The organism is Flavobacterium sp. (genome assembly GCF_013822155.1).
GTDB lineage: Bacteria > Bacteroidota > Bacteroidia > Flavobacteriales > Flavobacteriaceae > Flavobacterium.
The window spans coordinates 1-22,800 of sequence record NZ_PNJW01000049.1; the positions used below are offsets into that span (position 1 = coordinate 1).

The 22,800-nt window shown below is 31.8% G+C and carries 15 protein-coding genes; 6 read left to right on the forward strand and 9 right to left on the reverse strand.

The features are described from left to right. Nucleotides 1–5,852 (forward strand): MG2 domain-containing protein (locus tag C0512_RS11470; RefSeq protein WP_290861693.1); only part of this gene is annotated, 5,852 nt, incomplete at its 5' end. Between the two features lie 64 nt (nucleotides 5,853–5,916). Here the strand turns inward: C0512_RS11470 and C0512_RS11475 are convergent. The 5 genes from C0512_RS11475 to hpt form a co-directional block, all read right to left on the reverse strand. Further along, nucleotides 5,917–8,064 (reverse strand): S46 family peptidase, encoded by a 2,148-nt coding sequence (locus C0512_RS11475; RefSeq protein ID WP_290861695.1) that lies wholly within the window; start codon nucleotides 8,062–8,064, stop codon nucleotides 5,917–5,919. Nucleotides 8,065–8,231: 167 nt separating this feature from the next. Beyond that, complete coding sequence (gene obgE, locus C0512_RS11480; RefSeq protein WP_290861698.1) at nucleotides 8,232–9,236, reverse strand: GTPase ObgE; 1,005 nt, start codon at nucleotides 9,234–9,236, stop codon at nucleotides 8,232–8,234. An 85-nt stretch (nucleotides 9,237–9,321) separates the two neighbouring features. Then, nucleotides 9,322–10,596: a hemolysin family protein gene (locus C0512_RS11485; protein ID WP_290861700.1), complete on the reverse strand. Its 1,275-nt coding sequence runs from the start codon at nucleotides 10,594–10,596 to the stop codon at nucleotides 9,322–9,324. A 119-nt stretch (nucleotides 10,597–10,715) separates the two neighbouring features. Then, a complete protein-coding gene (locus C0512_RS11490) occupies nucleotides 10,716–11,291 on the reverse strand; it encodes an adenylate kinase (RefSeq protein WP_290861703.1) in 576 nt (191 codons plus the stop codon). Between the two features lie 36 nt (nucleotides 11,292–11,327). Beyond that, the gene (gene hpt / locus C0512_RS11495) at nucleotides 11,328–11,858 is read right to left on the reverse strand and encodes a hypoxanthine phosphoribosyltransferase (protein WP_290861705.1); all 531 of its coding nucleotides are present in this window, start codon (nucleotides 11,856–11,858) and stop codon (nucleotides 11,328–11,330) included. A gap of 95 nt (nucleotides 11,859–11,953) precedes the next feature. Between hpt and C0512_RS11500 the strand changes: the two genes are divergently transcribed. The 3 genes from C0512_RS11500 (at nucleotide 11,954) to purE (ending at nucleotide 14,522) form a co-directional block, all read left to right on the forward strand. Next, nucleotides 11,954–12,499: a hypothetical protein gene (locus C0512_RS11500; protein WP_290861707.1), complete on the forward strand. Its 546-nt coding sequence runs from the start codon at nucleotides 11,954–11,956 to the stop codon at nucleotides 12,497–12,499. Nucleotides 12,500–12,600: 101 nt separating this feature from the next. After that, nucleotides 12,601–13,755, forward strand: a complete 1,155-nt coding sequence (locus C0512_RS11505) for a 5-(carboxyamino)imidazole ribonucleotide synthase (RefSeq protein ID WP_290861709.1) — start codon at nucleotides 12,601–12,603, stop codon at nucleotides 13,753–13,755. Nucleotides 13,756–14,036: 281 nt separating this feature from the next. After that, a complete protein-coding gene (purE, locus tag C0512_RS11510; RefSeq protein ID WP_290861711.1) occupies nucleotides 14,037–14,522 on the forward strand; it encodes a 5-(carboxyamino)imidazole ribonucleotide mutase in 486 nt (161 codons plus the stop codon). Between the two features lie 54 nt (nucleotides 14,523–14,576). Here purE and C0512_RS11515 read toward each other — a convergent pair whose 3' ends face one another. Further along, a complete protein-coding gene (locus tag C0512_RS11515) occupies nucleotides 14,577–15,254 on the reverse strand; it encodes a hypothetical protein (RefSeq protein ID WP_290861713.1) in 678 nt (225 codons plus the stop codon). A gap of 132 nt (nucleotides 15,255–15,386) precedes the next feature. Between C0512_RS11515 and C0512_RS11520 the strand changes: the two genes are divergently transcribed. Further along, nucleotides 15,387–17,408: a M3 family metallopeptidase gene (locus C0512_RS11520; protein ID WP_290861715.1), complete on the forward strand. Its 2,022-nt coding sequence runs from the start codon at nucleotides 15,387–15,389 to the stop codon at nucleotides 17,406–17,408. A 468-nt stretch (nucleotides 17,409–17,876) separates the two neighbouring features. After that, entirely contained in the window at nucleotides 17,877–18,434 is a 558-nt protein-coding gene (locus C0512_RS11525) for a hypothetical protein (RefSeq protein ID WP_290861717.1), read from the forward strand. Between the two features lie 117 nt (nucleotides 18,435–18,551). Here C0512_RS11525 and C0512_RS11530 read toward each other — a convergent pair whose 3' ends face one another. The 3 genes from C0512_RS11530 to C0512_RS11540 all read right to left on the reverse strand — a co-directional run. Further along, on the reverse strand, nucleotides 18,552–21,425 hold the full coding sequence (locus tag C0512_RS11530) for a T9SS sorting signal type C domain-containing protein (protein WP_290861719.1): 2,874 nt from the start codon (nucleotides 21,423–21,425) through the stop codon (nucleotides 18,552–18,554). 114 nt (nucleotides 21,426–21,539) lie between these two features. Continuing rightward, complete coding sequence (locus C0512_RS11535; RefSeq protein WP_290861721.1) at nucleotides 21,540–22,313, reverse strand: hypothetical protein; 774 nt, start codon at nucleotides 22,311–22,313, stop codon at nucleotides 21,540–21,542. A gap of 111 nt (nucleotides 22,314–22,424) precedes the next feature. Further along, nucleotides 22,425–22,800 (reverse strand): T9SS type A sorting domain-containing protein (locus tag C0512_RS11540; protein WP_290861723.1); only part of this gene is annotated, 376 nt, incomplete at its 5' end.

Consider the following 22,800-nt stretch of genomic DNA (forward strand, 5'->3'; position numbering starts at 1 on the left):
TAACTTTTTTAGTAGATGACAATCTCATTAAACTTCTAAAAATTTTACAAAATAATGAACGCTATTATTTATCTGAAAAAAGAGAAAAAGCAGATTTTGCTTATTTTGAGCGATTAAAATATATTCATTCCCTTTACAGTGAATATTCTGTTTATCCAGATAAAATTAAGCAATTGGAGAACATCACTTCAAACTCATTTTTAAAACAATCGTTAAGAATTGAACGCATTAAAAATTATATCAGTCAAACTTCAAAAAATAATAAGATAAACAAATACAAAGAAGCACTTGCATTAATTGATACTGTTTTAAATACAAAAATTAATCCAAATACCTTGGCGGAAGCTGAGACTCTCCAAATTCAAATTCTGCAAAAATCATTATCTGTTAGATTGCAGACAACCACATATCCAAATCAAAACAATCGTGCCTTTTTAGATTACAAAAATGTAGATTCTATTAAGATTAGTTACTACCACTTTCCTGTGAAAAATAATTATTTATTGACAAATTCATATACTTATGATACTAATTATAAAAACAATAAAGATTCATTAATTATAAATTATGTTCAACAAAACAAACCAATCAAGAGTTTTACAGAAAAATTAACATCATCTAATGATTTTTTCAATCATTCAACTGAAATTGTTTTAGAAAAAATGGATGTAGGTAATTATTTGGTTTTTTTAGAAACGACTAATAACACCATTGAAAAGAAAATTGCTTTTACTTATGAAAATTTCCAAGTATCAAACTTTTTTATTGTTGAAGATAAAAATGAAAAGTATGATTTAATTTATGTATTAGACAAAAAAACCGGAAAACCTATTGAAAATGCGAGCATTAAAAATGAGGAGGAAACTGTTTATACAAACAAAGAAGGAAAAGCTCAATTTGGACTAAAAAAACATATTAAGAATAAAATATATAATAACGACATTTTAGTTATAAAAGAAAATGATACATTACTCAAAAAGTACAACAGAACTTTTATCTATGAAAGAAAAGAAAACAATGAAGATGATTTTGATAATTTTGAAGCGAAAGCCATGGTTTATTTTGACCGTGCCATTTATCGTCCTGGACAAAAAATACACTACAAAGGAATATTAATTCAAAATAAAGACAACATAAAAAGTGTGGTACCTTATGTGAGTGTTCATGTTGAAATTAATGATGTGAATGAAAATATTTTAAAAGAATTTGATGTTCAAACAAACGAATTTGGCTCATTTTCTGGTGAATTTGATATTCCGAAAAACACGCTAACCGGAAATTTTTATATAACAATTGATGAAGCCGATAACTATGAAGTGGACATTAAATATTATGATAGTAATAAAGAAGAACACAAATTTTGGGATAACGTAGATTTTGATGTTGACAATTTCTATTTTAAAGTTGAAGAATATAAACGGCCTACATTTGAAATAATTTTTGATGAAATTACAGAAAATTATACCCTTGGAGATACTGTAAAAATTAAAGGAAATGCCAAAGCATTAGCAGGAAACAATTTAACGAGTGCTAAAGTTGCTTATACGATTTCGAAAAGCAATGCTGCATTAAAACGTTATTTCACTGATGAAAACAACAATGATAATTATATAAACGCAGAAACTACCACGGACGAAAATGGAAATTTTAGTATTGAATTTCTTGCAGACAAAAATGGTATTTCAAAAGATAGTATTACAAAATTTAACTATAACATAAAGGTCGATGTAACAGATATGCAGGGTGAAACAAGAAGTGTAGCTAAGTCTTTGAGGGTCGGCAAAGAAATGTTAGGTTTAAATTTGATTCTAAATACTAATTTAATAAAAGAGACTGAAAATAAAATTTTAATAAACAGTACCACTTTAAACAATTATCCCATTGATGCAAAAGGAGAAATTAAAATTTATGAATTACAAAAAAAGAGCTTTTTAAAAAATCGTCTTTTTGGATTTCCGGAAATTCAAACAATTGACCGAATAGAATTTGAGCAACTTTTCCCGCACGAACCTTTTGATCAATCTGACTATGAAACAAAAGAAATATTAGTAAAAACAATTTCGTTTGACACGAAAACCAGCAATGAGATTTACTTTGATTTTTTAAAGTCTTTTAAAACCGGGAACTATAAAGTGATTACAGAAGCTTATGATAAAAAAAATAATCTCATTAAAACCGAAAATAATTTCAACTTAGACTCAAAAGTAAGTCCCAACACAAAAGATGAATTGTTTACTTTCAAAGATACTTCAAAACCTAACGGAAATTTATTTGAAATAGAAATTCAATCCACTATTCCTAATTTGTGGATAACATCTCGGTTTTATGGTGAAAACAACACATTGGAAAATGAACAAGTGGTTCAATTAAAAAATGGAAAAGCTATTCTCAAGTTTAATAAAAAATCGGAATACAAAACGGATGTTCATTTTCATTTTTCTTCTGTTTGGGAAAATAGCACGGCTGTAAAAACTCATTCAATTAAAAAAGAAACAATTGAACCAAAATTAAATTTTGAAATTGTAAGCATGCGAAATAAAATTGAACCGGGAAGTTTGGAAAATTGGTCCTTTAAAATAATTGACCAAAAATTGGAATCAGAAGTTTTGGCCAGCATGTACGACAGGTCGTTAGATCAATTTGATACACAAAATTGGTCAACTGTTAATTTTTCAGATTCTTCTAATTATCCAAATTTTCCAGATTTAAAATTCGCAAATATTAGTTATAAAACGTTTAACAATTTTAAGATGGATCGAAAATATTACTCCTATTACATTCAAAATCCTCAAATTAATTGGTTTGGGTTTAACTATACTTATCCAAAAAATAGCCAAACTCAAAAAAAATACCTTGATAAAATTAAGCCCTTTACCGAATTACCTAATAACGCAAAAAATATTACAGGTGTAATTTTAGATGACTCAGGAATGCCACTTCCGGGTGCTTCTGTCATTATAAAAAACACAAACCGTGGAACGTCAACTGATTTTGACGGTCAATTCAACATTGAAGCCGCTCCCGGTGAAGTACTCTTTATCGGATTTGTTGGTTATAACTCGATAGAAATTATAATTGGAAATAAAAAAGATTATTATATTAATTTGAAAGATAGTGAGAATTATTTAGAAGAAGTGGTGGTTACTGGAGCTTATGGAATCAAGAAAAAGGAGAAATCAGTAACTTATGCTGCACAATTAATGAACAGCAATACATTAGCTGAAATGAATGCGACAGATTTAATTACTGCTTTAACAGGCGAAATTTCCGGGATACAAGTTACAAACTCATCTGGTGTCCCTGGAAGTTCAACTCGTATTATACTTCGTGGTGCTTCTTCAATAAAAGGAGATAATCAACCTTTATATGTTATCGATGGAGTTCCATTTGAAGGAAATTCTTCTACTTTAGATTTGGAAAACATCAAAGAAATATCCGTTTTAAAAGGTCCTTCTGCTGCAGCTTTGTATGGATTAAGAGGTGCTAATGGCGTAGTTATCATTACCACAAAAAATGCTTTTAAAGAACTTACTCAAGTCAAAACTCGTACAAATTTCAATGAAACTGCCTTCTTTTATCCTCATTTAAAAACCGATCGTGATGGAAAATTCAGTTTCAACTTTAATAGTCCAGAATCATTAACAACTTGGAAATTGCGTTTGTACGGTCATAACAAAAAATCAGAATCAGGCTATTTTGAATCCACTATTATTTCGCAAAAAGATTTGATGGTTCAAACCAATATGCCACGATTTGTTCGAGAAAAAGATACGATATCAATTTCTGCAAAAGTGGTGAATATGACCAATGATACAAAGTCCGGAATTGCAATGCTGATGCTGTTTGATGCAACAAATATGAAAGCAATCGACAGCATAGCATTAAACCCAAATAACATCCGAAATTTTGATTGCAAACCCAAAGAAAGTGTTCCGGTAACATGGAAATTTACAATTCCGGAAGATTTACAGGGTTTACAGTATAAAATTGTGGCAAAATCAGGTAATTATTCTGATGGTGAAGAGAATATTCTTCCTGTAATGAGTAACAAAATTCTCATTACCGAAAGTATTCCGATTTGGGTGAAAGGAAATTCTAAAAAGGAATACGTTTTTGAAAACCTGAAAAACAACTCATCCTCCACATTAAAAAATCATCAATTTACATTAGAATATACATCAAATCCAACATGGCTAGCATTGCAATCGTTGCCTTATTTGATGGAATTTCAACATGAATGTGCTGAACAGACTTTTTCACGATATTATGGCAATTTCATTGCTGCCGAAATCATCAACAGTAATCCGAAAATTGCTACTTTATTTGAATCTTGGAAAACTAATTCTACATCTGTTTCAAAACTAAATCAAAATGAAGAACTAAAATCTATAGTTTTAAATGAAACACCTTGGCTTTTGGATGCAGAAAGTGAAGAATTGAAAAACAAACGATTGGCTTTGCTCATGGATTTGAATACAATGAAAGAATCACAAGAAAATACATTCAAAAAATTAGAAGAAAAACAATTGTCTTCCGGAGCATTTCCGTGGTTTGATGGTGGTGATGAAAATATGTTTATCACACAACACATCATTGCCGGCTTAGGTCATTTGGGGAAATTGTTTCCGGAGAGTGTTTCAAAATTTGAAAAAATTACATCCAAAGCAATTCCACACCTTGATAATAATTTCATCAAAACTAGCACGTTAAAAAACGAACGTAATAATTATTATACTTATTCTAATTTACATTATTTGTATGCTCGAAGTTTTTATATTGAAAAATTACCGGTTTCTAAAAAAATAGATTCGATTATTACCATTCAAAAAGTAGAATTCAAAGCAAATTGGTTGCAGTATTCCTTATATAAAAAAGCACTTTTGGCTTTAACAATGCATCGTTTCGGTGATACAGATTTTGCAAAAAAAATAATTACTAACTTAAAAGAAACAGTTGCAAGAAATGATGATTATGGCATGTATTGGATTGAAAACAAAAATGGCTATTATTGGTATCAATCTTCCATAGAAACGCAAGCTTTGCTAATTGAAGCTTTTGCTGAAATTGAAAAAGACAAAAAGTATGTAGATGAAATGAAAGTTTGGTTGCTCAAACAAAAGCAATTACAAAATTGGCCAACTACGAAAGCCACAACAGAAGCTGTTTATGCTTTACTGTTGCAAGGAAGCGATTGGACAAACATTAAAGACAACACCAAATTTAAAATTGGCAACGAAAAAGTGTTGACCAAAAAATTATACGAAAAAGAAAAAGAAGCCGAAACCGGTTACATCAAAATGAATTGGAATTCGGATGAAATCACAAAAGAAATGGGTTCGATTTCAGTAGAAAACAAATCATCAATTGCAGGATTTGGGGGATTATATTGGCAATATTTTGAAAACTTGGAGAACATCAAATCAGATAGTACTGCTATTCTCTCGGTTACAAAAAATGTGTATAAAAAAGTAAAATCATCAGCTGGTGATCAATTAGTTGAACTAAATAAAAAATCGCTAAAACCGGGTGATTTAATTACCATCCGATTAATTATAAAGACTGAAAATGATTTAGAATTTGTTCATTTAAAGGATTTAAGAGCTTCTTGTTTTGAACCTGTAGATGTTATTTCGAAATATGAATGGAAAGACGGTTTACGTTTTTATAGAAGTACAAAAGATGTTGCGACACACTTTTTCTTTGACACAATCAAGAGAGGGACTTATGTTTTAGAATATGATGTTCGAGTTAATCATTCTGGTAGTTTTATCGATGGAATTTCAACTTTACAGAGCATGTATGCTCCAGAATTTTCTGCACATTCCATAAGCTCAAGAATAAAAATTGATTAAGGTCAAAAAAAATCTGCTTCAGTAATGAAGCAGATTTTTAATGAATTAATAATAACAATATTCCTTATTTGACAATTGTCAATTCGTCAATAATATGTTTTGCTCCGGCATATTTTTCAATAATGAATAATACAAAACGGATATCTACATTGATTGTTCTTTGTAATTTGTCATCAAAAATAACATCCCCGGCCATCGCTTCGATGTTTCCGTCAAAAGCTAATCCAATTAATTCTCCTTTTCCATTTAGAACAGGTGAACCTGAATTTCCTCCAGTGATATCATTATCTGTTAAAAAGTTCACATGCAATGAACCGTCTTTATCTGCATATTGACCAAAATCTTTTTTATTATACAAATCAATTAACGGTTGAGACAAATTGAATTCTTCGTCCCCTGCTTTATGTTTTTTAACCATACCTTCTAAAGTAGTATAGTTATTAATTTTAGCATCATTTCTTTTATCCGCAGGCAATGCTCTTACTTTTCCATAAGTTAAACGCAACGTTGAATTAGCATCAGGATATTGAATTGGACTTAATTTTGATTCTCTTAATCCTTCAACTAACAAACGGAATGATTTTGAATAATCATTTTGAGCTTGAGTCAACTCATCAGAGCGAGTTGTTAAATGCGTTAACATATCATTTGATAATTTATTTAACGGATCGTTTGTTATCATGGCTTCACTAGGAATTTCCAAAAAGGCATTCAATTTTTCTTTTGATGTAAACATACTTAATTCAAAAGCTGCATTAACAAAAGCTGTAAAGTCGTTGTTGTTTGCTTTAGCCATTTCTTCTACAGACGGAGCAATTTTGTATCCTGCTTTTGCATTATACAAAGCTAATTGACCTGCTAAAATATCTTTTTCTGCCGGTAAATAAACTTCTTCAAAAAAACCATTTATCATTTCTTGTAAACCTGGTTTTAATTGGGCTCTTTTGGCCACATCAGCTTTAGCATATCCTTCCAATTGTTTCCCTAACCCTCTGGAAATTGTTCCAAAAGCACTAGTTCTCAACAATTGTTGTAAATAATTGTCATGACGAGCTTTTTCATTGGTCATGGCATAATATTTATTGATGGTTGGCACTACTTCACCATATTTAGCTTTGTTTGCCGGTTTGTTTGCCCAAGCATTAAATTTAGCTTCATTTTTACGTTTAGCATCTGCTGTTTTAAATTTACTTAACGCGTCAATCATACCTTGACGATTTTTCCAATAATTGGCAACACCGGCATATTTTGAAGCATACATTAAACGAACAGCAGCATCTTTATCCATGTGGACTTTCATTTTGTCCATACCCATTTTAGAACCTTCAACCCAAGCAGGATAAGCATATTTTACGTTTTGCTCAATTCCTTCCGCTGGCATCCAACGATTCGTTCTACCTGGATAACCTAAAATCATCGCATAATCATTTTCTTTAACTCCTTTTAAACTGATTGGTAAATGGTGTTTTGGATTTAAAGGAACATTATTTTCAGAATATTCAGCAGGATTTCCGTTTGTATCAGCATACACTCTGAACATTGAGAAATCTCCTGTGTGACGAGGCCATTCCCAGTTATCAGTATCTCCACCAAATTTACCGATGCTTTCTGTAGGTGTACCAACTAATCGTACATCTTTATAATCTTGGTATACAAAATAGTAATATTCATTTCCTTGATAAAATGGACGAACAGAAACAGTATATTTTCCACCACCGTCATTTTCTTTTTGAATTTTAGCAGTTTCCTGATTGATGGCTGCTTCACGTTCAGCTTCAGTCATTTTATCATTAACTACAGCCAACATTCTTTTTGTAACATCATCCATACGAACAAAGAAACGAACATATAAACTCTTTGGCTTTAATTCTGCTTTGCGATTTTGAGCCCAAAATCCATCTCGTAAATAGTTGCTTTCTGTTGTAGATAATTCTGCAATAGCGTCATATCCACAGTGGTGATTCGTTAAAACCAAACCATCTTTAGAAATCATTTCTGCTGTACAGCCACCATTGAATTGAACGATTGCATCTTTTAAACTGGAATTATTAATGCTGTATATTTCCTCAGCAGTTAATTGCAATCCCATTTTTTGCATATCTCGGTGATTTAATCGCTGAATATGCATCAAAAACCACATCCCTTCGTTAGCAAAAACAGTTGCCGGAACAAATGCAATTAATGCCACGAAACTTAAAATAATTTTTTTCATCTTTTGTGTAAAATTTAGTGTCTGCGAATATACTTTTTTTTGTGTTTTTAATTTCAATTTCTAGCTGAAAAACTATAACGTTATCGTATTATTTAACTTAATTTTTAGAATTCCATAAAAAAAGCATCCCTAAAAGGATGCTTTTGTATGAAATATATAATTTTTTGCTATTCTGCATTCAACATTTTCCACAACATATCTTTCAACTCTTGTAAACCTTGTTGAGCTACTGATGAAATAAAATGATACTTCACTCCTTTAAACTCTTTTTTCATTTGTTTTTCAAGTTCCGCTTTTAGCTCTTCATCTAACATATCACATTTTGAAACCACCAAAATACGGTCTTTATCGAGCATTTCAGGATTATATCGCCGAAGCTCATCTAACAATATTTCATATTCTTTTTTGATATCGGCAGCATCGGCAGGTACCAAAAACAATAAAATTGAATTTCGTTCGATGTGTCTTAAAAAGTAATGCCCAAGACCTTTTCCTTCAGCAGCTCCTTCAATTATGCCCGGAATATCAGCCATTACAAATGACTGAAACTCGCGATAAGCAACAATTCCAAGGTTTGGTTTTAAGGTTGTAAAAGCATAATCAGCTATTTTAGGTTTAGCAGAAGTCAGAACAGAAAGCAAAGTAGATTTACCCGCATTAGGAAAACCAACTAGACCAACATCTGCAAGAACTTTTAATTCTAAAATTACATCCGCTTCCTCTACCGGCATTCCGGGTTGAGCATAGCGAGGTGTTTGATTGGTTGATGAACGGAAATTCCAGTTCCCAAGACCGCCTTTTCCCCCTTTTGCAATAATTTTCACCTCATCATGTTCCGTAATTTCAAAAAGAACTTCACCGGTTTCCTGATTTTTAACAACCGTCCCTAAGGGAACTTCAATAAATTTATCTTCTCCATCATGTCCTGTACTTCTGGAACTCCCACCATCTCCACCATGTCCGGCACGAATATGCTTTACAAATTTCAAATGAAATAGTGTCCACAAACTTTTGTTCCCTTTTAAATAAACATGACCGCCACGACCTCCGTCTCCACCATCAGGACCACCTTTTTCAATAAATTTTTCACGGTGTAAATGAGAAGATCCCTTCCCTCCTTTTCCGGATGAAACATATATTTTTACGTAGTCTACAAAATTTCCTTCAGTCATTGTTTTTGTTTTCTGTAGTCGGTTTTCAGTTATCTGGAATTGCTTTTTTGCATTACTAAATAACTACAAACTGACTCCTAATTCTTTATTCTTTTAAATTTTTAATTAGAATTTTGTCAATTTTTACACCATCCATATCGATAACTTCAAATTCTAATTTATTCCAAATTAGTTTTTGTCCTTGTTTCGGGATATTTCCTAATTCAGTAATGATGAATCCGCTCACAGTAGTTACATCATAATCATTAACATTTTCATCCATATCAAAATAAGTAAGAAAATCGTGTAATGAATAATGTCCGTCAACCAACCAACTCCCATCTTCTCGTGCAACTAATTTAAATTCTTCCTCATAAAAATCGGATGCATCTCCCACTAAAGCTTCCAAAATATCATTCAAAGTTATTATTCCTTGAAAAACACCGTGCTCATCTACTATTAAAGCATAGTGAACTTTTGATGTTTTAAAATTTTCCAACGCCTTGTAGGCAGATGTATGTTCGATAAAATAAACCGGTTCTTTGGTAATTGTTTTTAAATCAAAATTCCCTTTTTCAAAGCTTGAAAACAAATCTTTCAACAGTACAATTCCCTCAATATCATCCATATTTTCACCACAAACGGGATAAAAAGAATGCAACTCCTCTAATACTTTTTCTTTTAGCTCTTGAAGTGTATCTTCCAAGGAAAGATAGACTACAGATGAACGATGTGTCATTAACGAATTGACTTTTCTATCACCTATGTGAAAAACACGTTCTACAATATCTTGCTCAATTTCCTGAACTTCACCTACTTCAGTACCTTCTTTAATAATGGCTTTTATTTCTTCTTCTGTCACTTTACCATCGGCAGTAGGTTTTATTCTGAATAAATCTAAAATAAATTCGGTAGAAATTGTTAACAGCCAAATAAACGGAGCAGTAATTTTTGAAACAATTTTCATTGGAACAGCAACGGCTTTAGCAATTGTTTCAGGATAATTTAAGCCAATTCTTTTCGGAACTAATTCGCCTAAAACAAGTGAAAAAAAAGTTAAAACAACTACAACAATACCAACAGCGATTGAGTCAGCGAATGGTTTTAATATTTCAAAACCACTAACAAAAATTTTTACGTCAGTAGTGATTTTATCGCCTGAATAAATACCGGTCAAAATTCCGATTAGTGTAATCCCAATTTGGACTGTTGACAAAAATTTATTGGGTGAGTTGGCTAAATCTAATGCCACTTTTGCAGCAGGATTTCCTTTTTTAGCAGCAGTTTCTAAACGACTTTTTCTGGCTGATATCAACGCAATTTCAGACATGGAAAAAACTCCATTCAACAAAATTAAAAATAAAATTATTAAAATTTCCATTTGTTTTTTTTAGCAAAAAAAGAGCATCATTTCCGATATTACGGATGAAGCTCCTTTTTAATTCTGCAAATATCTAAAAAATTCAAGACTAAATTGCCAAATTTTAGATAAATAACTATTTATTTCAAGTTGTCGAAGACAAAGTTTAATCGTTCGTTAACCTCTAAAATCGATCCAATCCCATTTACCGCATGAAATTTTCCTTGATTTTTATAATATTCCATTAGCGGAGCGGTTTTTTCGTTGTATTCTTGGTATCTGTTTCTAATTTTTTCTTCATCCTGATCGTCTGACCTTCCAGATGTTTTTCCTCTTTCCAATAACCGTTGTACTAAAATATTATCATCAGCTTCTAAGGCAACAGTTGCTGTAATTTCCTGATTTTTAGATTTTAAAAAAGAATCTAAAGCTTCTGCTTGAGCGATAGTTCTTGGGAAACCATCAAATAAAAATCCGGCTGAATTTGGGTTTTTATCTACTTCACTTTGCAACATTTGAATGGTTACTTCATCCGGCACCAAATCACCTTTATCCATATATGTCTTGGCTAATTTTCCCAAATCAGTATCATTTTTGATATTAAATCTAAAAATATCCCCGGTTGATAAATGAGTAAGATTATATTTCTCTTTTAAAAATTCAGCTTGTGTGCCTTTTCCTGCACCCGGTTTTCCGAAAAGAACGATGTTGATCATTTTAAATTTTGAATTATAAATTATAAATTATTTAAATTATTCGGCCAGTTGGTAAACATCCGGAAGATTTCTGCCTAATCCGTCATAATCTAAACCATAACCAACAATAAATTTATTTGGAATTCGTATTCCGACATAATCAATTTTAATTTCTTTTTTATAAGCATCCGGTTTTAGAAATAGAGTGGCTATTTTTAAATGCTTCACATTATGCTCTTTAAAAATCGCTTTCAATTCTTCGATTGTATTACCGGTGTCAACTATATCTTCAACTATAACTACCGTTCTACCTTCTAAATTTTGATTTAAACCAATTAATTGCTTTACTTCGTTAGTAGATTGTGTTCCTTCATAAGAAGCTAATTTTAAAAAACTAACTTCACACATGCCCCGATATTGTTTCATCAAATCTGACAAAACCATAAAAGCTCCGTTCAAAACACCAATAAATACGGGTATATCATCAAAAAAATCGTCGTCCATTTGTTTCGCCATGTTGGAAACTGCAAAATCAATTTCTTCTGAGGAAATAAAGGGCTCAAAAGTTTTGTCGTGAAGGTGTATCATCTTGTGGTTTTTTAAATAAAATGCAAATTTAAAGAAGTAGTATGTATTACGAACTAAGTAATTAGACTTTTTTGCAAAATTGATATATTTACAAAATGAATTCAACCCTATATCAAAAAATTGAGCAAAGTACAGCTCATCTTAAAAGTAGAACTTCGGTGAGTAACTTTGCTATGAAAAGTGAAGAAAATTTATCAGAATTAATTTCGATTGCTTTTGATATAAATCACGATTTACATGTGAAAGCCTTTTGGAGTTTGGATTTGATTGGTGAAAAAAAATTGAAATTACTAGTTCCTTACATTGACGAATTTTGTGAAGTTTTACCGAAAATCAAAGAAGATTCTTCTTTACGACCTGCTACCCGAATTGCAATGTTTATAGTAAAAAGCAATCATCGAAAAAATGGAATTAATTTAACAAAAGAACAAGAACATTTGCTTATTGAAGCCATGATTGACCGATTAATACAGAATGTAAAAGTAGCTTCAAAAGTATATTCAATGAAAGCTTTATTTATTTTAGGGAAAAAATATACTTGGATTTATGAGGAATTAAAACCAATAATAAGTCAGGATTATTCAAATCATTCAGCGGCATACAAGGCGGCTGCCAGGAATATTTTAAAACGACTGAAATAAGTTTTGAGTCCTAAAATTGTTACTTATCTTTGTCCAAACAACAACATAATGACACGAGTGATTCGACTGCATTTGACTTTTAAAAAAAATAACTACAACAAATGAATTATTTTTCATCCGATTTTAAATTAGGTATTTTAGGCGGTGGTCAATTAGGCAAAATGCTCTTGGCTGAAACACGAAAATTTGACATTCAAACCTATGTTTTAGACCCGAGTAAAGACGCTCCTTGTCAATTCGGGGCACATTATTTTGAAATTGGAAACCTCTTAGATTTTGATACGGTTTACAACTTTGGTTCGAAAGTAGATGTATTAACTATCGAAATCGAAAACGTGAATTTGGATGCGTTGGATAAATTGGAAGCGGGAGGTAAAAAAGTTTATCCATCCCCAAAAACGCTTCGAAATATTCAAAGCAAAATCACTCAAAAAAAATTATATCTCCAAAATCAAATTTCAACTGCAAATGCTAAAACTTTTGACAGTAAAAAAGATTTAATTATTGAGGCTTCGCAAGGCAACCTTCTTTTTCCATGCGTTTGGAAGCAAGACCGTTTTGGCTATGATGGTTACGGCGTAAAAATTATTAAGTCAGAAAATGATTTAGTTGATTTACCCGAAACACCTTGTTTAATTGAAGAAATGATTCCTTTCAAAAATGAATTAGCAGTTATTGTTGCTCGTTCGTTTTCGGGTGAAGTAAAAACGTATCCGGTAGTGGAAATGGAATTTCATCCCGAAGCTAATCAAGTGGAATACGTGATTTGCCCGGCTCGAATTGACAAAAAAGTGGCTCAAAAAGCTCAAGAAATTGCGTTAAAAGTTTCGGAGTCATTCAATCATGTTGGTTTATTGGCAGTAGAAATGTTTCAAACCGAAAACGACGAAATTTTAGTGAACGAAGTAGCTCCAAGACCACACAATTCAGGCCATTATTCCATCGAAGCCAGCTATACTTCGCAATTTGAAAATCATTTGCGTGCTATTTTAGATTTACCTTTGGGAAATACCGCTAGTAAAGTTGCTGGAATTATGGTAAATTTGGTGGGTGAAGACGGATTTTCCGGACCCGTAGTTTATGAAAATATTGAAAAAATAATGGCTATTGATGGCGTAACACCGCATATTTATGGCAAAAGAGAAACTCGACCTTTTCGCAAAATGGGACACGTAACAATTGTGAATGAAGATATGATTGAAGCAAGAAAAGTGGCTGAGGTAGTGAAGAATAGTATTCGAGTAATCAGTATTTAGTTGCAGTTGGCAGTTCGTAAAGTTGTCATTCTGACCAAGGAAGAATCTCAAAATTAATAAATGGATTTTTTAGATATAATTATAAATTTCTTTAATGTAACCGATTCTTCCAGTCTTTTTAAAAAGAATTGGACAATTATATTTGATAGAGATGAATATTTAGGTGAAAGAATTAAATCGTTTTTCATTTTTGTCATGTTGATATTAGCTTATATTTTCATTTTCGTCTTTGTCATCTATTTAATTAATTATATTTTTCAAATAAAAAATAAACAAAACCAATGAGCAAAGTAGCCATCATCATGGGTTCCATCTCCGACATGCCGGTCATGCAAGAAGCCATCGACATTTTAAAAGGATTTGATATAGAAACGGAAGTAGACATTGTTTCGGCTCACCGAACGCCGGAAAAATTGTTTGATTTCAGTAAAAATGCTCACACTCGTGGCATTTCGGTAATTATTGCCGGAGCCGGTGGTGCGGCACATTTACCGGGAATGGTTGCTTCGATGTCGCCGTTGCCCGTAATTGGCGTTCCGGTAAAATCAAGTAATTCGATTGACGGTTGGGATTCGGTTTTGTCAATTTTACAAATGCCCGGTGGAGTTCCGGTGGCGACAGTGGCGTTGAACGGAGCCAAAAATGCCGGAATTTTAGCTGCACAAATCATCGGAAGTCATGATAAATGTGTGTTGGATAAAATCATTTTTTACAAAGAAAGTTTGAAAGAAGCCGTTTTAAAAGCTTCGGAAGGATTGAAAAAGTAGGGACAAGTCGCGACTTGTCCCTACTGATTTCAATATTATATTTCAAAAGAAAATCTATTCTTCTTCTGTTTCTTCTTCAAAAACAATATCGGCTTGGTATTCGCCTTGTACAAAATCAGATTTAGACAGCCAGTATTCTGAAGTTATTATTTTATATTGGTTAGAACCCAACGATTCCAAATTCCAAACAATATCATTTGCTTCAGGAAAAGGCTTATTTCCTAGAAGTTGTTCCGGAAATAAACGTTTTAACAAAGCACTTTCGTCTAAACCTTGTGCTAAAATTTTAAGAATTTGTTCCTTTCCTAATTCCCCTTTTTCTTCTAAATTATCAGCTAGAATTTCACATTTTAAAATGGTAGCCGAAGCATTCGGAAACTTTCCGTTGTAAGCAAGATACAATAATTGGTTGATATGAAACAACGGTTCATGTAAATCAATTTCAGGATATTCTTCGCAAACTTTATCCAAAAGCATATCATTTGAAATTTGCTGAATCTGGCCTTCGCTCAAATTGTCGCTTAATTTATATGTTAACAAGATAACCGCTGCACTCGTTGGCTTTTCATCAGTGATGGCCATTTTTAAATATTCTAGAAGATTTTCTTTTGCAATTGTTTCCGGGTTTGGAAAATTAAATAATTCTAATAATTTCAAATAATCTTGTTCATTCCAATACTCCGGAATTTCATTTACATTCAAAATGCTATTAATCGTGACGTTGTATTTCATTTTTTTAAATTCAATTAATTGATAAGGTAGTGAAATTATATCGAAAAAGCTAATGATTCTAAAATAAACCACGAATCAGCAATTGATAAAACGTATCGAAATCCGTACTTTTGAAAAATAAAATTACATACTATGTTAACTGAAGTATTTCAAACCAAACACAACACCGCACCTTTTTCGCAAATAAAATTAGAAGATTACAAACCGGCTTTTGAAGCAGCTATTACTAAAGCTAAAGCTGAAATTGATGCCATTATAAATAACCCAAACGTTCCAACTTTTGAAAACACAATTGAAGCTTTAGATTATTCAGGCGAAGCGATAGATCGATTATCGTCGATTTTCTTTAATCTGAATTCAGCAGAAACATGTGATGAAATGCAAAAAATTGCTCAGGAAGTTTCACCTCTTTTAACTGCTTTTAGCAATGATATTTCGTTGAACGAAGATTTATTTAAACGTGTAAAATCAGTTTATAATCAAAAAGACAAATTGACTTTAACTACCGAACAATATACTCTATTAGATAAAAAATATAAAAGTTTTACCCGAAACGGAGCTTTACTTTCACAAGATAAAAAAGTACGATTCAGAGAAATTGACACCGAATTAGCCAAATTAAAACTGACGTATGGTGAAAATGTATTGGCAGAGACCAATAACTATCAATTACATATTACAAACGAGGCGGATTTAAAAGGTTTGCCTGAAGGTGCGAAAGAAATGGCAGCAAGTTTAGCTAACTCAAAAGGATTGGATGGCTGGGTTTTCACGTTGGATTTTCCGAGTTATTTACCATTTGTGACGTATGTTGAAAACCGCGAATTGAGAAAAGAAATCGCCATTGCAGCCGGCAAAAAAGCATTTCAAAATAATGAATTCAACAACAAAGAAATCACGTTGAAAATTGCAAAACTTCGTTATGAACGAGCAAATTTGTTAGGCTACAAGACTCATTCTCATTTTGTTTTAGAAGAAAGAATGGCTCAAAATCCGGAAAAAGTGAAATTGTTTTTAAATGATTTGTTGGAAAAAGCCAAGCCTGCGGCTCATAGAGAATTTGAGGAATTGACTGCTTTTGCTGCAGCATTAGACGGAATTGACCAACTTCAAAAATGGGACGGAGCGTATTATTCTGAAAAATTAAAACAAAAATTATTTAGTTTAGATGATGAATTATTAAAACCCTATTTCAAATTAGAAAATGTATTGAACGGAGCTTTTTCGGTAGCTGAAAAATTATTCGGTATCACTTTTAAAGAAGTTTTTGATATTGACAAATACCATAACGATGTAAAGACTTTTGAGGTGTTAGATTTCGAAGAACAATTAGTAGCGATTTTTTACGCTGATTTTTTCCCAAGAAAAGGAAAACGAAACGGTGCTTGGATGACTTCCTTCAAACCACAATACATCAAAAATGATTTGAATGAGCGACCACATGTTTCGATTGTGTGCAATTTTACTCCGCCAACGGAAACAAAACCTTCTCTCCTTACTTTTAACGAAGTAACGACTTTGTTTCACGAATTCGGACACGCTTTGCATGGGATGTTGGCCAACACGACCTATCCGAGTTTATCGGGAACTTCAGTATATTGGGATTTTGTGGAATTACCAAGTCAAGTGATGGAAAACTGGTGCTACGAACCTGAAGCCTTGGCTTTATTTGCCAAACATTACGAAACCGGTGAAGTGATTCCGCAACAATATGTGGAAAAAATCAAAGAAAGTGCCAGCTTTTTGGAAGGAATGGCCACTTTACGACAATTGAGTTTTGGCCTACTAGACATGGCATATCACAGTAATAATCCAACTGAAATTACCAATATCAAAGCTTTTGAAAAGGAAGTGTTTGAAGGAACTTCACTTTATCCGGATGTAGAAGAAAACTGCATGAGTGTTTCATTTTCGCATATTTTTCAAGGAGGTTATTCTTCCGGGTATTACAGTTACAAATGGGCGGAAGTGCTAGATGCCGATGCTTTTGCTTATTTTCAAGAAAAAGGCATTTTTAATAAAGAAGTTGCCACAAAATTCAAGGATAATGTACTTTCGAAAGGAGGAACAGAATTACCGATGGAATTATATAAAAAGTTTAGAGGTCAGGAACCGAAAGTTGAGGCTCTATTGAAAAGGGCCGGTTTAATATAATTAAAACAAGATAATGGAAACCGAAGTGAAAACTTCGGTTTTTTTGTTATCAAACCTTAGAAATTAAATTCACTTCTATACTTAATCCTTTTTTAAAAAATCAAAATTGATTTTACTTTAATTTAAAAAATTTGCGATTTTACAATTTACTAAATTTTTAGTAATTAAACAATGATTTTTATCAAACAAAAACACCTATTATAATCTTAAATTAGATGTGCAAAAAGTTAATCTTCTAGTTTCTTTGAAAACATTTATAGAATAAGTTTATGAGTGTGTTTGACTTTGTAATATGTTATTTTAAACAAAACCCCAATTCTGAAATAACAAATGATAACCTATTTTAATAACAAAGAATATTTGTTATAGACTAGCTAACCTTAATTAAAACCTGTATTCTTATAAAAATAAAGCAGGAATACTTGAAAAAAAAGCAAAGGAATTTATTAACTTTTTAAATGAAATATTATGAAAAATCTATTTTTTTTCGTGATTTTTATATCAGCAATTTTCTTCACATCTTGTAGTGAAGATGAATTGGATGTTGAGTTGCAAACCACCCTCTCTCAAGATTTAGATGTGATTGCAACTTCTGGTTCTGATAGAATGGACGGTCATAAAAGTGCTATTACTGATTCTGAATATCCTTTTAGTAAATCAGCTATTTTGAGTTTAGATAATGAAGATACTCATCAATATTTAAACAAAATTAAAAATGTTAAAATAAAAAGATTGACTTATAGAATTGAAGACTATGGAACTTCACACGGGACTCTTTCCGCTATTTTATATGCCGACGAAAGAGAAATTCACAGAGTTGAAGATTTATTAGCTCAAGATGATGCAGGAGAAGCAATAGTATTTGAAGTAGTTGATGTAGATGGAAAAATAAGCCAAATGGAAAGTGCACTTTTAAACAATAAAAATTTAACGCTCACCATCACCGGTAATAGATCTTGTAGTTGTTCAATGACTTTTAAAGTGAGAGTTACTGCAGATATTGAAGCAATTGCTAATCCTTTATAAGGATTCTAAAACTTGAAAATTCTTAATGGTATAAATTATTAAACTAAAAACACCTATCTCTTTTTAAAGGAGATAGGTGTTTCATTTAAAATAAATCAACCTAATGGTTTTGAAATATTAATAAATAATTTTTTTTGTTTCTTCAAAAGTATTTGTTTTCACTTTCACAATGTAAACCTGGTTTCCTTTTGAAAAATCGTTTAGTAATAGGTAAGTTTGTTCTACTTGTTCTTTTTGATAAATTTTTCTTCCCAATAAATCGAAAATAGCAATGGATTGAATCGTATCGGAAGCTTGGATGGATATTCCATTTTTAGTTTCTATAACAACTGAATTTCCAACTAGCACATCCTGAGTTATCCCCAATATGTTTGAGTTTTGATAAACAATTTCAAACCGATTATGAAATGTCCCAGCTGAAGAAGAAAAAGTATAAGGACTTTCTTTTAAAGCATGAATTGTATTCAAAAATTTGTCTTTCAAAAAAATAGGTTGCTCAGTAAACAATCCATCAAAACTATCTATTGAAATAGTATAATTGCCCTCGGAAATAACTTTATAGCCCAAAGGAATTATATCATTTTCATTAAATGGAAGTGCTTTTCCTTGAATATTTAATTTTTTATCGTCAACCAAAGAATATAAATCTATTGGACTTATCGTTATACTAGTTCCGTCAAAATTTCTGTCAATCCCATCGGAAGCATTTTCAATATACCCAACCAACATTTGCCTAAATGCGATTGAATTATCTTTAAAATTTAACCAAAACCGATGTTTTTCAGTCTCTATATTTGCTAACGCATTTTGAGAAGTTCTAAAAAATTGCGTGTTAACATTAGAGACTAAACGCATGGAATTATCAAATTCTATTTGACCGTCTGCAAAAGCATGAACAAAAAATCCTTGCCCTGAAGCAATTTTACCGGTTGGTCGTAATGAATCATTTCCCGTTGTATCTGTGGAAGCTTTTGTTCCTGTTCCACCTGTTCTATTCCATGTGGCATAATCCGCCTCATTATAATTATAGGTATCCGGTCCAGGATTAGAGGTGGAAATTGGTGTAAATGAAGTCCAAAAACTCAACGTTCCACCTAATTCCGTATTATTAGGATGGTCTAAAAAAGTTGCAGCATCAATCGCACACGGATAGGGATTTGAAAGTAAAACCGCATTTCCATAGATAATTGAAGAACTATCGTAACTATCAACATTTACATAAACATATCCATTATTTGCTGTCCCTTTCATAGTAAAATTAATGGCTGTTGGAGTTACATTAAAAGGAGCTATGTTAGCAATTCTAGTAATAAAACCCTGTCCGGGTAATGTTGTCCCAAGATTTTGCCAACTTCCTGTCGCTGTACCGGATTGCCAACGGTATCGTTTGTCTAAAAAACCGGGTATCTGACTGTAAATATTTTCACTTACCGGTACTCCCCAATAAACATAATCCCAATCTGACATAGGTCTTGAAATTTTTTCCATTTCTATATTCGGACGAATAATGGTTGATTTATCACACCGTTGCACAAAATTTCCTTGATTTTTAACAACAATTTTACCGGTGCCGTTTGTGATTGCATTATTATAACATTCTATATGACCACCATTTGAAACAGTAACCGTTACCCCATTATCAACTATTATGGTATTTACTGTTAAATCTCCGTGCATTGCCGTTATATAATCACTATGAAAAATGACATTACTCCCTTTATCGGGAGGAATTGACCAACTTCCACTCCATTCTGGTATGTTAGTATCATAAATTCGAATTCTGGTTATATAAAAATCACCGGTAGAAAGTGTGTTAATCGGTTTTTTGGGATTTAAATCAACATCTGTTGTATTGTTATATTTGAATATAGGTGTTTGATTAATGTCTCTAAAGTAAATAAAACTACTGGCATCACTACAATTTCCATTCGTACTTACCTTTGTTAACAGGGCAATAGCAATTCTGTAAAATCCAATACAATTTGGAAAAATAATTTCAGCGTCTAAACCTAGGGAAGTATTTTGATATTTTTCAATCGTAGTTGTGCTGTTAATAATAGAATTATAATTCGTATTTGCTGTTGATCCTACCGCATCAAAACTACCTACTAAATTGGGAAGTACCGCCGATTTTTTAAAAACTCCGTTGAAATTAGCGGTAAAATCTGTACCATTTCCAGGTAAAGGAAAATCAGTTGCAGCCGGGTCTAAAAACGGATCATCTTCATAAAAATAATACCAAGAGGAACATTCGCAAACAGTGTGATTAGCTGCTTTTTTGTAAATCTTTTGTTCTGCTCCCAATCTAAAAGCCAATCCGGGTGGATAGGTTCCTAAGAAATCAGGCAATCCGGGGTTAACGCTTTCAGAAGCACCATCTAAATCGTAAAAAGTTGGCGTTCCGTTTAAACTCACAAAAGCATAGGATTCAATTGGTGCAATTGGTTGAATTACGTTTAGCTTCGCTTTATAATTTGCACTAGAATTTGATGAATAATAAATAAAATTCGTTGGATTATATTTTGCTTGAAAATAAATTTCAAAGATGTATATTCCTTCTATTGTCGGAACATTAATAATTTCGGGAGTTCCTACTGTTTCACGTTTGGTATTATCCGAAACACTACAAATATTATTTGTGTTTTGAGTCAGATTGATAGGTATAAAACTTCCCGGAGCTGAACCATCAAGATAAATTCTATAATAAAGTGTAGCATCAGACCAATTCGTCCAATCATCATTTGTGATTATATTTCCTCCAAACTGAAAAGTTGAACCCACTGTAACAGTAGAAACGGTTGTATTATCCCAATTTGATGTCCAACCCGGATCACAAGCTCCATTAGTATTGCAATTGTAATAACGAGTTACGCCACCAAATTCATCTGTAAGCAAATAGGCTTTAGCAGAAAATATATCTTGAGCTAATATCGTAATATTAGTACCAAAGAAAATGAGAAAAAAGAGTAAAATTTTAGTTATAATTTTCATGTTTAGCAATTGCTTGCATTTTAACATCTACTAAATTAGTATAATTAACCTAAAAATTTCATTTTTTTAATTTTTAGAGGCTCCGAAAACGTTTTCGTGTTAATAAAAAACTGATTAAATGAGAATTAGATAAAATATATACCATAAAATTGGGATACATTCTACCCAAAAAGAAGTATAATAGTCGTTTCGATTAGTAGTAGAAAACCAAATTGCTAATGCTGTAATCAATCCAATCCATAAACTGATATAATCAAAGGTAGGTTTTGAAAATTCAATTCCTAAAAAAAAGACTATTGCGACAAACCCAAACATTTTTGTATTCCAAATTCCAATTCGTTGCGGAATAGTTTTCAATGTTTTATCATCTGTTTCACTATCTAAAATTTCAAACGGAATCAATAAAGCAAAAACAATAAAAAATCGTTGGAACAAAATAATTTTTTCCTTTTCGGAAATCGAACTTTGACTAATAATTGGTGCATAAACTGTAATTGCTGTGATACAAAAACTTACTAAAAACAATTTCCAAAGACCAAATTTTCGCAAAAACGGATAAAGTGCTACTATCAATCCAATTTTGATGAAATAAATTTGCAATGAATTATTTAATTGTATAAAATAAAAAATTACGCCAATAATGGAAAGAAAAGTCAACCCAACTAAATAACGATTTTTATTTAAATCGAAATTTCCTTTTTGAAAAGGTTCAAAATATTTTAAAAAATTATAACCTACAATTGTACCATAAAAAACGGTAGACTCTATATTTTCATAATATTGAAAATGTAAAGTATTTTCTGTTATTCGTACTAATGAATAAACAGCTAACGCTACATGTATAGAAGAATGAATATAAAAATCGATTAAACGTTTTAGGCTTTTCAACTATTTTTTTTTACAAATACTAATACTGCAAGAAACAAAATTATACTGAAAATAAATTGTATTAATAAAAAAAGGAGTTTGATATGTTAAACTCCTTTTTTTATTTACAGCTTAATTTATTCCTTTAACTATTTTAAAAATTTGTGCTTTCTCATCTGATTCTAGATTCAATAAATATAATCCTGAAGGTAGTTCAGGCATCAAAATTTGAAAAGATTCTAAAACACCTTTCTTTATTAATTTTCCATCTGCAGAATGAATTGAATATTTCACCCTTTCAAATGAATGCATGACATGTATACTATTTTTAAATGGATTAGGATAAATTACAAAATTTGATTTTGAAACATCATCTATTGATAATGGTGCTATCACTTCAATCGACAACACAAAACTGGTACTTCCACCGGAATTACTTGCCGTTACTGTGTAATTCGTGGCCGCTGATAATTCAGTCGGTGTGCCGGAGATAATTCCCGTTGTGGTG

Coding starts and splice junctions, on each gene's coding strand:
- C0512_RS11475 (WP_290861695.1), bottom strand. CDS start 8,064: ATGAAAAAAATTATTTTAAGTTTCGTGGCATTAATTGCATTTGTTCCG.
- obgE (WP_290861698.1), bottom strand. CDS start 9,236: ATGACTGAAGGAAATTTTGTAGACTACGTAAAAATATATGTTTCATCC.
- C0512_RS11485 (WP_290861700.1), bottom strand. CDS start 10,596: ATGGAAATTTTAATAATTTTATTTTTAATTTTGTTGAATGGAGTTTTT.
- C0512_RS11490 (WP_290861703.1), bottom strand. CDS start 11,291: ATGATCAACATCGTTCTTTTCGGAAAACCGGGTGCAGGAAAAGGCACA.
- hpt (WP_290861705.1), bottom strand. CDS start 11,858: ATGATACACCTTCACGACAAAACTTTTGAGCCCTTTATTTCCTCAGAA.
- C0512_RS11500 (WP_290861707.1), top strand. CDS start 11,954: ATGAATTCAACCCTATATCAAAAAATTGAGCAAAGTACAGCTCATCTT.
- C0512_RS11505 (WP_290861709.1), top strand. CDS start 12,601: ATGAATTATTTTTCATCCGATTTTAAATTAGGTATTTTAGGCGGTGGT.
- purE (WP_290861711.1), top strand. CDS start 14,037: ATGAGCAAAGTAGCCATCATCATGGGTTCCATCTCCGACATGCCGGTC.
- C0512_RS11515 (WP_290861713.1), bottom strand. CDS start 15,254: ATGAAATACAACGTCACGATTAATAGCATTTTGAATGTAAATGAAATT.
- C0512_RS11520 (WP_290861715.1), top strand. CDS start 15,387: ATGTTAACTGAAGTATTTCAAACCAAACACAACACCGCACCTTTTTCG.
- C0512_RS11525 (WP_290861717.1), top strand. CDS start 17,877: ATGAAAAATCTATTTTTTTTCGTGATTTTTATATCAGCAATTTTCTTC.
- C0512_RS11530 (WP_290861719.1), bottom strand. CDS start 21,425: ATGAAAATTATAACTAAAATTTTACTCTTTTTTCTCATTTTCTTTGGT.